The 12,694-nt window shown below is 45.3% G+C and carries 11 protein-coding genes and 1 pseudogene; 3 read left to right on the top strand and 9 right to left on the bottom strand.

Translation table 11 applies throughout. The features are described 5' to 3' along the window. Together HP401_RS29715 and HP401_RS28790 are read left to right on the top strand one after the other, a co-directional pair. Positions 1–211, top strand: a pseudogene (locus HP401_RS29715) (hypothetical protein); the annotation flags it as partial. 218 nt (positions 212–429) lie between these two features. Beyond that, positions 430–624 carry a hypothetical protein gene (locus HP401_RS28790; RefSeq protein WP_041749326.1) on the top strand — a complete coding sequence of 65 codons (195 nt, stop codon included), beginning with the start codon at positions 430–432 and terminating at the stop codon, positions 622–624. Between the two features lie 646 nt (positions 625–1,270). Here HP401_RS28790 and HP401_RS28785 read toward each other — a convergent pair. The 9 genes from HP401_RS28785 to HP401_RS35580 form a co-directional block, all read right to left on the bottom strand. Then, a complete protein-coding gene (locus HP401_RS28785; protein WP_003387736.1) occupies positions 1,271–1,492 on the bottom strand; it encodes a helix-turn-helix domain-containing protein in 222 nt (73 codons plus the stop codon). Between the two features lie 421 nt (positions 1,493–1,913). After that, positions 1,914–2,837, bottom strand: coding sequence for an ABC transporter permease (locus tag HP401_RS28780; protein ID WP_173607525.1), 924 nt, complete (start codon positions 2,835–2,837; stop codon positions 1,914–1,916). Positions 2,838–2,871: 34 nt separating this feature from the next. Beyond that, a complete protein-coding gene (locus HP401_RS28775; RefSeq protein WP_173607524.1) occupies positions 2,872–3,735 on the bottom strand; it encodes an ABC transporter permease subunit in 864 nt (287 codons plus the stop codon). 350 nt (positions 3,736–4,085) lie between these two features. Further along, complete coding sequence (locus HP401_RS28770; protein WP_173607523.1) at positions 4,086–4,610, bottom strand: GNAT family N-acetyltransferase; 525 nt, start codon at positions 4,608–4,610, stop codon at positions 4,086–4,088. A 46-nt stretch (positions 4,611–4,656) separates the two neighbouring features. After that, a complete protein-coding gene (locus HP401_RS28765) occupies positions 4,657–6,405 on the bottom strand; it encodes an ABC transporter ATP-binding protein (protein ID WP_173607522.1) in 1,749 nt (582 codons plus the stop codon). A 20-nt stretch (positions 6,406–6,425) separates the two neighbouring features. After that, positions 6,426–6,950, bottom strand: a complete 525-nt coding sequence (locus HP401_RS28760; protein ID WP_173607521.1) for a hypothetical protein — start codon at positions 6,948–6,950, stop codon at positions 6,426–6,428. A gap of 74 nt (positions 6,951–7,024) precedes the next feature. Beyond that, positions 7,025–7,483: a chemotaxis protein CheX gene (locus HP401_RS28755; RefSeq protein ID WP_012685410.1), complete on the bottom strand. Its 459-nt coding sequence runs from the start codon at positions 7,481–7,483 to the stop codon at positions 7,025–7,027. 92 nt (positions 7,484–7,575) lie between these two features. Further along, positions 7,576–7,974, bottom strand: a complete 399-nt coding sequence (locus tag HP401_RS28750) for a hypothetical protein (protein ID WP_173607520.1) — start codon at positions 7,972–7,974, stop codon at positions 7,576–7,578. Between the two features lie 72 nt (positions 7,975–8,046). Then, positions 8,047–11,778, bottom strand: a complete 3,732-nt coding sequence (locus HP401_RS35580; RefSeq protein ID WP_173607519.1) for a S8 family serine peptidase — start codon at positions 11,776–11,778, stop codon at positions 8,047–8,049. Positions 11,779–11,967: 189 nt separating this feature from the next. On the opposite strand from HP401_RS35580, the gene HP401_RS28740 reads away from it, so the two are divergent. After that, entirely contained in the window at positions 11,968–12,408 is a 441-nt protein-coding gene (locus HP401_RS28740; protein ID WP_173607518.1) for a MarR family winged helix-turn-helix transcriptional regulator, read from the top strand. Positions 12,409–12,694: the final 286 nt, after the last annotated feature.

Raw genomic sequence — 12,694 nt, 5'->3', positions numbered from 1 at the left:
CACTATTATTCAGAACACACGACCGCGAGCTTGTCCAGGATTGAAAGTTGAATTTAAAGGTGTACTTTTCGCTAATGGTCGGTTTTTCTCAGTCTTTGACGTTGAAAACTCAACAGATATTTCAGTACTTGTTAGAATCAGCCGTGAACGAGCGCAAAGGCTTATCCGCAATGGAGCACGGAGAATTAAAGTTATTAGAAGACCTTTCTAACGATTTCACTTAAAATCTGTTAACCTGCACAAGATTGAACCTATCTTGCTGCAGGTTTTTTTATGGAGTTTCACCTCCTCAAGATTGAAAATAAGGTTGTCAATTTAACAAATCGTGTGTTAAATCCTGTTAACAGTTCCACTTGTGACCTTTCGGATGGTAATCCAGTCTAATATGTTAAGCAAAAGTACCCTCTAGTGCAGAAAGTGGTGATACAAATGAGTTTAATCATTACTGTAATTACCTTCGTTATTGTAGCTGCAATATTTTGGTGGATCTTTACATCCATTAATAAAAATCAATTACCAAAAAGAACAGATTTTACACCTTACGACGATATGATGTCTGGGCGTGTTAAAAGAGATCCGCTTTACTCGTTTATGAATCAGGAAGAGGAAGAGAAAGAAAAATAGCTTGTTTCCAATGTAAATCACCACTCTTTCAACAGTATCGATCGCTCCTTGTTGAACAAAACAGCACCGCTACGGAAAAAGTGTTCCAGATAAGTTGTATGATCCGGTATATGACTGATAATCCAGGTCAGCCATGCTCCACTTGCCCGGGGTAGTGCAAAGTTCGCGTTATTTTACTCACCTGTCGCACCTCCTTCCGCTTCGTTTATCTCTGTGAGCCAGAGATACTATTACTATCCTAATGCTTTCTATTTCTTACACGCGCCTAGTTAAAGTGAAAATTCAGAAAAGACTGTATACAAATAATCACCTCCATGTGTTACTATTTAATAGAAAGTCAAATTCATCCATAAATAGGAGGTGATTAGGAATGTTCAAGAAACTTCTTCAAAAGTTAGGTAGTCAACCCCAAGCTAGATGTACTCCTCCCTGCCTTTGGTTTCCACCCTACACGAAATGCATGTGTCCAGACTAAGTGAGATATTACCAAAGAGGCTATCCCATAGACCATGAAAATGGTAGAGGGGTGGTCTTTTTTTCATCCATCTTTCCTTGCTCCTTTCTTTGAGGGGTATCCGGGCAAAACAACATAAAAAAACCCTCCCTTCCGACCAAGGGAAGAAAAGGGAGGCTGGGTGGACTGGGTTCAAATCTCTAGTTCACCAAGTCGAACGAGTTCGACTACTGCCTGAGATCGACCTTTGACACCTAATTTTTGCATGACATTACTAATGTGATTGCGCACAGTCTTTTCGCTGATGAAGAGTTGTCCGGCAATCTCTTTGGTTGTCTTATCTTGGACCAAGAGTTCAAACACTTCTCTTTCGCGATTCGTTAACAACGGCTTGGTTTGGTCGCTACCCTTCAATCGTGCCACCCCTCCTTGTGGGCTCTACAGGAACAAGGTTGAGGGATTACAGAGTCACCTTATCCTATGATGGGGGGTGGGTGATGGTGCCGGAATTTCAAGGATTTTAGGCTTTTGCCTTACATCCTATTCAGAAAATGGGCAATGGGTTCCGAACACCGATGAGAAACCTCTTCGACATCCGCCGTGAATTTTTATGTTCGAGACGACGATAGCCGCCAGTTGTTCCCCGTTCAGATCGCGACGAGTTCGCCTCGCCTGATGAGATTGCTATCGGAACCCAATGCCAACACCGCCCCCGACACTCCAGTCTATTCATCCGAGACATATACTGCTCCCTACAATTCGACTTCCATTCCACTATTTTTAACCCGATCAACCAAAAGTGCCCTTGATTCGTAAAAATCAAGGGCACCACAACTTAAATAAATGGGGTACGACTATACGTCTGTTCGAATTTATCACGCAAGCCTTTGGCCAGTAGACTAAAGGAACCGATTGCAAGCATATAAGCAGCAAGTGGGATCAGGAAAATCCACGTGTAATTCGTGTAGACAAAGCTTCTGTATGTCCCAAGCAGTCCTGCCCATTCATGCGTGATCGAGTGAAACTCAACCGGGTCATAGTACATAGTCGTGCCGCCTACATAAAGACCAAATATCCCGAGAAGACCCATCAACGTCATCGTGGCAATCATCTCTGTCACCAGGACAATGACCAGATGCTCCTTCAAATGCGGCAGGATGTGGCGAAAGATGATCTGATCCCGCCCGGCCCCCAGAGAGGTCGCAGCTAAAACATACTGGGATTCCTTGATTTGCTCCGTTTTTTGACGGATGGACGCAGCTACCGAAGGCGTCCCTAGCACAGCCACGACCACTATGAAAAACAATACGAGCGTAAACGTTGGCAATTCGGGATTGATATTGATTCCTTTCAATAAAAAATAGACAGGAATAAATATGGGCATGTATCCCCAGGCGTTCTCAATCGCAATCCACCAACGCTGCTGCTTGTCCAATATTCCAATATTCAGTCCGATCCATGCTCCCATCAATAATCGCAATAACGCAATCATGAGCGTAATAAAAATCGTATACGGTGCCCCGTGGAGCAGTTTTGTAAGCAAATCATAGCCCCATTTATCCGTACCCAACAGATGCTCGCTTGACGGTGCCAAAGGAGGCGAAATGATCACTTGCTTCCCGTTCACCATCTCATTACGCACTTTCGCCTGGTAATCGATGTCATAGGGGGCTAAATAGGGTCCGGCTACACCGATAATGATTAAAAATAATACCAAGATACTGCCTAGCCATAAAGACCAATTGAGCCGTTTCCTCATACCATACCCTCACTCATTCCAAAAGAAGTCTGGGTTATTTATATACAACCGCGCGTTCAATCACATACAAAATGAGACGAATCAATCCATAGACCAAAATGGATAGCAAAATAATACCTAACAGTCCCATGACAGCAGCATTGAATTCGTAGCTGCCATCTTTGCTAAAAATAAAGCGGGTCAATCCTACGACGTTTAATAAGTACTCAACAATAAACAGGTTGGCTACCGAAATCGCAATCGTCTTCTTTAAATCAGCAATGAGAAACGGCTTGATATTTTTATAGACATGGTGAATGAGAACATGCCAGATCCCCATCCCCTTGGCAAGAGCTGTTTTAATGTAGTCTTCGCCGCCGATTTGTGCATACTTCAGACTGACTACCTTCATGAGAAAAATCGTTGGTCCAATGGACAGTAGCGTGATTGGAAACCAAGTACTCTCAGAGTCACTTACAGGTGACAGGGTGATAATTCGAATGTTCGTCATCTTGTAAAATCCGACCGCACCCACAATCGAAACAACGATCAGAATAAAATCAGGAATGGTGGCAAGTAAATTCAAAACCTTTTGAAATTGGCGCACAATCCGAAAGCGCTGCAATAGCAATCCAAAAATAATACTAGCAAGAACGGCGACAATCACACTTGCGAATAGTAGTTCAAAGGAGCTAATTGCAAATGGGAGGATATCCTCTGCGATGCTCCTTTCCGTTTGCCCGGAATAATAGGTTCCGAGGGAGCCCTCTGCAAACTGCTGAATCAGATATACCGCATGGACTACGATATTTCCTGGTTCGAACACGATTTCTTCCTTTTGCGTATATAGCATGAAAGGCCCACCGCAAACGGCGATAACCAGGAAAAACATCCCAATTAATTGTTTTACATAGGTCAAGCTCTCATACCCCCTTACTATTTCCAACAATACACTATCTATTAAAAATCATCTAGACAATAGAAAATATTTTATTTTTTAATTCTATTCAAACAGAAATAAAAAAGTGGCTGAGCAGGATAGCCTGTCAACCACTTCTCCATTCATGGGAACAGTTGATTCGAAAAAGATGATAGCTGATTGATTACTTCGTAGAAGAAGTAGCTACACGCAGCTGCTCATTTTTCATGAGAAGATTTTGAATCGAAGCAGTGAATGGTTTTCTTACTCCGTCTTTCAAACGTGGTACCATTGGAATCATCTGATAGACCTCCCTTCTGACAATATCTTCTTAAGAATAGCATTTTTCCTTATTTAACGTCAATTGCGTCCATTCCCAGATAGGAAGCGAGCTGATTGATTTCGGATAGGTAGATGTTTTCTTGTCCATAATAGCCCTCCTGCTCCCCTGCAAGCTGTGCAAATTTCGAATAGAGCCGGTTCAGATAAACATGATTAGCATCTGCATGAAAGGTTACTTGTTTCACGTGTTCATTCTCTTCCTGGACCTGTCTAATAAGATGGCGAAAGCCTTTTAAAAACACCCTGCTCCTTCGATATTTTTCTTCAACGATGACGGAATGGATATAGCAAATTTCTCCCTCTGGGTCTGATTGCCTGTCTGCTGTCAAGTATTGATAATGACCCCATCCGATCAATTTACCTCGCTCGTCTTCTATGAGGATCAAATGAGAATCCGGGAGAAACGTCAAAATATGAACGAGCGTGTCACTAAGGGAAAACATACGGCTAAATTCCAATCGATTGCGCATAAAGAATAGCGTGAATTGGGCAAAATCATTGTCACTGGTACATTTTCTAAATTGGACATGCATCCTTTACACACCGCCTCTCTTTTTTCTGTTGGTTAACGTATCACTTCTACCTTTCCGCGTGCGAGGAGCTGGAACTTCTCTGCTGCTTCTCCCATAGTCTTGTGTAATAGCCTCGCTTTTGCAACAGTTGAGAGTGTGTCCCTTGCTCCACTAGTTCCCCCTGCTCCAAAACAAATATTTGATCCATGTCCGTTATGGTCGACAAACGATGTGTCACCGTAATGACAGTCCGATCGCTGGAAAGCTTCGCAAAGGTCTTGTTTATTTCAGCCTCAGAAATGGGATCGAGAGCAGAAGTTGCTTCATCCAGAATGAATAGAGAAGGATTGCGAAGAATCGCTCGAGCAATGGCAAGTCGCTGCCTTTGTCCCCCCGAGAGATTGCTACCCCCATCCAAAACTAGTGTCTCGTACTTGTCTGGTAGACTCATGATAAAGTCATGGATCTCCGCTTGCTGTGCAGCCATCCTCAGCTCGTCGTTGGTCGCATCGAGCTTGCCGAGCCGGATGTTTTCTGCTATTGTTCCGTGAAAAAGAAAGTGATCCTGAAAGACGACCCCTACATGGTTGCGGAAGGCTCCCCGATTCCTTTCATCTAGTTTTGTGCCGTTTATCTCGATATGACCAAAACTAGGTTGATAAAAGCCTAATAACAACTGAATGATCGTGCTTTTTCCAGACCCGCTGGAGCCAACAATCGCAATTTTTGACCGTGCTGGAATCTGCATGTTGATTTGCTTAATCGATAGCTGATTTTCCTGATAGCCAAACGTAACATTTTTTACGGACACTTCAGTCGTACGAAAATCGATCTGTTCCGATGCAGAATGGTCGACTTTTTCACTAGGTTCATTCAGCACCTTTTGGATTCGCTCCATACTGACTTGTGCATCTGTCATCAGTGGAAGCGTAAAGGTCAGATTAAACACAGCATTCCCCATCGACGTATACATGGTGAAAAAGGCGACAAGCGAACCGACAGAGATTCGCCCGGTGAGTGCCAAATAGGAACCAAAGCCAATGATCGTAAAGTTGATGAGTAGTAAGCATAGCGCAGGAATTCGTTCCAGCTTCGCAGCCATCAAATTTTTGCGATAGTTGCTGACCAACAGCAATTCGAGTCTTTCCATGAATTTATCGATCATGACAGCTTGCAGGTTGAACCCCTTGATAACCATCTGCGCTTTCGTATTTTCCTGGACATCATTCGTCATAGCCGCGAGCTGTTCTTTATAGGCAGCATTGATTGCGTGGGCACGTCTTCCAAGCAAATAAGGGCCTGTAAAGATCAAGATTGCCCCAACCAAAATACACAGCGCCATCACCCATTCCAAATAAAACAACACCATTGTACTAATCGTCACGACCACCAATGACTGAATACCTGTCGTGAAGAGAATCGCTAACGATCTGTCAATGACAGGCAAATCCACTGAAAAGTGAGAGATCAGTTCGCCCGAGCGCGTTTTATGGAAATAGCTGACCGGCAAATATTGCATATGCGCAAACAGTTTTTTCCGCAAATCATTTTGCACACGTGCATTTAGTTTTGCCAGCACATAATCACTGATCATTCCAGCACTGATACAGATAAACCCGCTAATCGCCAAGACTGTCATGATAACTGAGAAAACGTGCATATCTTTGGGAACAATCGCTCTATCAATGATGATCTGGAAACTGAGAGGTGCCAAGGATAAAAAAAGTAGATCAAGTGAAAGCGTGAGGAAAAAAAGGGAACTCAGGAGCTTATAGGGGCGTAGGTAGCCAAACAGGTTTTTGATGACGAACAGCATCGTAACGTCTCCTTCTTGGATTAGAAAAATGGTTCATGTTGAAACCTGGCCGCATAGGATTGCCAAGCCTGAAATGAGGCGCGGTATTCATCCAATGGACCGTTTTCCGTTTCCACAGAAGCTACTCGATCTGCAATCTTGGCAAACAATTTGCGTAAAGAGTCGTCTGAGGAAGTCCAGAATCGAAACTCCTTCACGTCCTCCTCCATATAGGAGATATACTCAGTTACATACTGAAGGGCATGCAAAAAAAGACGACTGCTGCGATACTGTTCCAAAAAATAGATCACCTGTATTTGAACGATATGCTTGTCTTCGTACTGATTCTCACCTGTCCCATAAATGTACGAAAAGGCACCGATCACTTCATCGTCATCGTTGAAGCAAAGAAATGCTTTCCCCTCCATTAAAACGGGACTCGCCAGAAAACTGAGCGCCACAGGAAAGGAATATGGCATGCGAAGCTGGTCGTAGTTTTCCAATAAAAAGGCCATGTATTTCTCGTAATACATCTCAGCTGAGCAGATCGAGAAGTAATGATCCATCTCTTTCCTTCCCTCCTTTGAATGATAAAGCGTGGGTACGTATCCTTCACAAAAAAGACGGCCATTAGCCGCCTCTATCTTATCACAATTATTTGAATATCCAGTCTGCCCATGTCATGAAGATCGAGCGGTGCAATCAATGCTGTCCCTGCCATGTCTTTCAAGTCATGCTGGTGTAAAAATAAGGGCGGGGTTATGTCCACGATAACTCCTCGATTGGACAAAAGCGTACTCGCATTCCCGGAAATCATGTTCCCTAACTCGGAAATGGCACTTTTTCCGAGCTCATCCATCTCTTGCACAGGATAGCCACCCATCATGGCCGAGACAATGCGCAAAGCCAATTCCTCTTGCAGACCGAAAAAGACCTCACCTTGTAATTGACCTGTCATTCCGATTCGAATCCATGTATGGCCTTCTACATGGCTCCATTCTCTTTCAGCTAACTCTCCACGCGAAATGTCGACATTGCATACTTGTTGAATCACGGACGAAGCTGATTCAAGAAATGGATCAAGGTACTGGACTATCATCTGCATTCTCTTCCTTTCCCGGGCAATTCACTCTCAGACGTTGAACTCGTATAGGACTATCATAATGTCGATTTTTGGCAGATGCAATAGGATTACGAAAACTTCCTGGGTATAAGGTCACGAAAACAGGGTTTACCAGGAAAATAATCCTCTACTTTTGTCTCATGACCAATGGTATAGATAGCCGTACACGTTCGCAAGTCTACTATTTCTACACCAATCTCATGCTTACTCAATTGCCAAATCGGAAGCTGGACTCGATCAAAGGCAAAAACAGTATCTCCAAATGCCAAACATTCCTGTATACAGCGGGCTTCATCGTAATCCTCGTCGGCCTCAAGCAAATGAACGGGTTCCAAACCGAATTGTTCGATCAGATGAATGCGATCCAACAATTGCTCTGCCCCACGTTTCCTTTTGGCTGTCCTTCTTGGTGAGAGCACTGGGTACTCTCTCATAACATATTCCCACATGATCCCATGGTAAAACATCGAATAGAATCCTCCCACAAAAAAATTTGGCCCGGCAATAGCCGTTTATCTGCTACTGACGGGCCCGCTACCCTATTTCTTCTTTCCGACGACGTTCATCTCCGCTCGGGCTTCCCTCCCCAGTGCATCGGTGGCAACAACCGTCACTTTTTGCTTGCCTTCCTCTACCTCATGAAGCACCAAGCGAAATAGCCCTTGATCATTCGCGTTGGTCTGAAAGCTTTTTGATCCATAGTTGATTTGGAGGTTAACAGCACCAGCACCTGTCACTTTCCCTTCGATGGGCAGCGCTTCACCTTCCTGCCCTTCTAGCTGTTTGTTCGGTAGCTGGATCGTCGGTGCTGGCACTGTTCGCGCCTTGTAGGATATACGCTGCTCCCCATTGCTTATGACGACCGCCCCTGAATTGGCATCGACATACGCATACACCAGCAACATGTTTTGATTGCCTGCCCCGTCCTTCCCTTCGAGCAAAATGCGATTTTCTCCCTGCTTCATGTTCAAAATTTGCGTTACGTATTTTTGTGCAGGGATTTCCAATTGCTCTTCTTCAAAGTAGGACACGATTTGCCCATTGATACTTACCTGACCTTTGTATGTTTGATCTCTGTATAGGAAACGGACCGGAACGAGCATGTTCTTGGTTGCTGGATCGAACTGTACGTCTTCGCTACCATCGTTTAGCAATTGCAATATCGGAGGGCTCGTATCAACGATGACCCGCTGCGTGAATTGGCGCTTGTTTCCATACATATCCATTGCACTGTACATCACATAGTTGAGACCTTCCGTTAATCGCAGGATGGTTTCAAAGGAGCCATCCGTCGCCAGCTTTACAGGCGTTTTGTTAATCGACAAGCGCACCCTGTCCATCATATCCTCGCCTGTCACTTTGCCCCTGAAGGCCACATCTGGCTGCTTGGATATTTTCAAATAAGGAAACAAATCATCCGGGAACTCCACAAAGGGCGGGGTGCTGTCGCTTTTCCCGTTTATATGTGCCACACTGATATTCCCCGCGTAATCATGCGCTACCACACTCATTTTTTTATCCGGCTGATTAATGAGTGTGCTGGACACTTTTGGAGAATAGGGGCCTCCTACCCTTTTTCCGTTTACATAAAGGAAATAGGCCTGGATATCTTTATCACGGCTACTCCATTGAACCCGGTTACCTGACACAGAAGCTGTAATCACAGGAGCTTTTGTATCCACGCGGATGGGGAGTGTCATCGATTGCCAATTTGCATTGCGGTCGTCTATTTTGGCCTTAATGGAGAAGTGGTACTGTCCATCAGGTGCCTGTATGTAAGCCCCTTTTTGCGGTGAAAAGATCTTTCCGTCCCAGCTCCACGCTTCCCTTTCCGTATAATAATATGGCGTCCCTAACTTGGACTGGTCGAACTTGCTCACCTTTTCATCACGCACAAGAGTGCGAATCGGCTTTCCTGACTGATCGGTTACTTCGACGATAATATGACGGGCATTGCGCAAAAATGTAATCGAAGGAGCAGCGACATCGTAATGCCCATCCCCGTTTGGCGAAAAGGCAATATGATTGGGGTCGATTTTCGCGCCGCCATCGGCTTTGACACCTGTCACTCCTAGATAATCCCGATAGCGCCACTTGTCATTGCGTTTATCGTGATACCAGCTCGTCTTGACACCTGTTCGTTTTTCCTGACTATCTGCCTCCCATACGGGCTGATCCATAATCCTTGGCTCATCCCAGTCGCCGTAAAAGCCATAAAACGGCGTGCGCAACGTAGGCAGCTCTTTATCATCTGGTTGAAAGGAAATAAATCCTTCTGCAAATTGATTACGTGCGGAGCCTGGCGGAATCGTAAGCGTTACCTTCACTTCCTCTAGCTTCCCCGGCGCAACGGTAATCTTCGGGGCGGAAAATTGCAGTTCTGCCCCCTCGAAAAGAGTATCCGTTAGCATGTTGAGCCCATTCTTGCGCAAGTCAGTCAAGACACCAAACTCATTTTGCAGCTGATACGTAATGGGCTTTTTGCCAAACTTGTTATTAATAAACAGAGAAAAGGTCGTTGAATTCCCGATCTCGCCTAACGAGACGCCAGCTTTTCCTTTTGCAGTCACAACGATGGCTGGAGTCTTGATCGCTTTTGCGGTTTGCATCAACCCTGCCCCTTGAACACGTGGACTGTAAGGTACTTTTTTTGCTTTCTCTTTATCCGCTGCTGGTACGCTGATTTGCGGATCGATAATCGGTTCTGCTGTATTCATGGCCGCAGCCTTTAACGTATCGACAAGCGATCTGCCTTGCAGGTTCCGCCCTTGCTTGAGATAGCCTTGCTTCAGCAATGCCATCCCGCCTGCCACATGTGGCGTTGCCATTGAGGTGCCACTTTTCACGGCATATTCAGACTCTCGCGTGAGTGACAAGATACCCCCGCCTGGAGCTGCAATCTCCGGCTTGAACTGCAAATCGGGCGTTGGTCCCCATGATGAAAAAGCCGAGATTGTTCCTCCGTCGGGATAAGGCATTGGATTTTGTCCATATTCACCGTTAAAGGAGACCGTCACTTTCTTACCTTTTTTAATCGCTTGTGCCATTTGCTCGCCCATGTGCTTCAAAATAGAAACAGCTGGGATTTGTTTGGCATGCTCCGCACTGATAATCAGTGGTCCCATTTCATTGTTGTAGATGACGGCACCAACAGCCCCTGCTTCTTTGGCGAGACGTAGCTTTTCATCGAATGAAATGTCGCCTCGCTCGAGCAATACGACTTTATCTTTTACGGAAACATTGTAGTCTTCCTTCTTCCCTTTCCCCATATAGACGAGCGGATACGGCTTCATCAGCGTCATGACTGGGTTTATTGCCCCCCCGCCTTCTACATAGCCCGATAAATACACAACTTTCTCCATACCGGGTACCCCTTGCACCGTGAAGCTATAGCCAGCCAGTGCTGTTGCGTTAATAGAAGCAACTGAAAACGCATCAGGACTCAAGCCTGGAGAACCGATCATAGCGATATCCGGATTCTGTGCTCGTACCTTATCACTGCCGAAATACGCATCATTGCCGGCGGCTGCCACTACTACGATCCCATTATCGACTGCTCGCTTCACTGCCATTTGCTCCACATTTGTTTCATCTACATAACCCGCAGAGGAACCGAGACTCAAGTTGATCACATCTGCTTTTTTCGTAATGGAATCATTGATTGCAAATAAAATCGATTCACCTAGCCCAGGAACCTCGCTTTGATAATTGGAAAATACTTTTTGGCTGATGAGCTGGGCTTCAGGTGCAACCCCTTTTACTTTTCCGTTCGCACCAATAATTCCCGCAACATGGATACCATGCTGAGATTCCGATACGTCTTCCGTTGTTTGCGTACGGTCAGCCCAGTTAAAGCCAGGAATCACCTTCTGGGAAGAGCCTGACTTTTGCATGGCTGAACGCTTATCATGTGGGGCAGGTAAATCGGGGTGACGCGGATTGATTCCCGTATCGATCACCGAAACGAGCATCCCTTCCCCTTTTACCCCTGCTTCCTCCCAAGCCTTCGTCGCCTCAATCATTTCCAGCGAATCGACAGGCGCAGATTTTAATTGCTCACCTCGCAGTAGCAGTTCTTGTCGTTGCCATTCATCTGCCGTCGTTTTATATTCCTTGTCCGCCTTGCCTGTATGTAATGGCTCGTGCATTTCCGCGAGATCCTGCAAAATCTGCGTACGAATGGTCGCCGTTCCTTCAAACGCTGTTGTGCTGACAGTCGTTGCGGGAAGCAAAGCCAATATCAATCCAATGCTGCATACCTTTTTCTTCATCGTTTGCCCCCTTGCTGGAAGTCATTCCATTATGTTTTCAGTTTTCACTAGGAATGGCTTGGGTATTCCCTTCTTTTCACGAAGGTTGACAAACGAAGTAATTTCAGCCAATATTTAATTGCGTTAAATATTGCATATCAAATATTCCCTTTCACGAAGAAATAGATCAAATAAGGAGATGATACGAGCATGCCCTCCCCCTCTACAGATACACTTGAGCGCTTGCAGGAGGCGTTTCGTACCATTATGCGCACGATGGGAACGCAATTAGCCGAACCTGCCTCTGGTTTAACTGGCCCCCAATTCTACATTCTTCATCAGTTGGAACAGAAGGAAAAATGCACGGTCGGAGAGTTGGCTGAATCAATGGGGGTCAAACCAAGCGCAATCACAGCAATGGTCGACCGTTTGGATAAACACGGCTTCGTCGCCCGTGATCGTGATGAGGAAGATCGCCGAGTTGTTTACATTAGCTTGCGTGATTCTGGCAAAAAAATTCTGCAAGTAGCCAAGCAGAATCGGAGAGAACAACTAAATAAAATGTTTTCTCACCTTAGTGAGGATGAACTCCAGCAGTTCGTCAGCATCTTTGAAAAGCTGGCGATGGCGGCGGTCATCGAGGCGGACTGAATAAACTCCTTGTATATTGCTGTTGTGGTGGGGAGAAAACAGGAGAAAACGCTCAGATTCTAGTGCCACCCCCTGGGGGATTGACTGCACGACTCCATGCAAAATGCGAAACCGCGGCCAAAGTGGTATCCTCAGGATGTTTTTCAGAGGTGGCCGCTTAAGCGCGTGTTTCGCTTTTTACATGGAGTCTCGGTCAGTGTCCCTAAGATCTTCGCTGTTTTCTCTACGAGCTTTCCGTGTAATCCGATCTTTCAATGCTTTGAAAGCTGGAAAAATATGAGCAGTT

It is taken from the genome of Brevibacillus sp. HB2.2, from assembly GCF_013284275.1.
Taxonomy (GTDB): Bacteria; Bacillota; Bacilli; order Brevibacillales; family Brevibacillaceae; genus Brevibacillus; species Brevibacillus brevis_D.
This window is presented reverse-complemented; position numbering and strand designations above follow the sequence as displayed.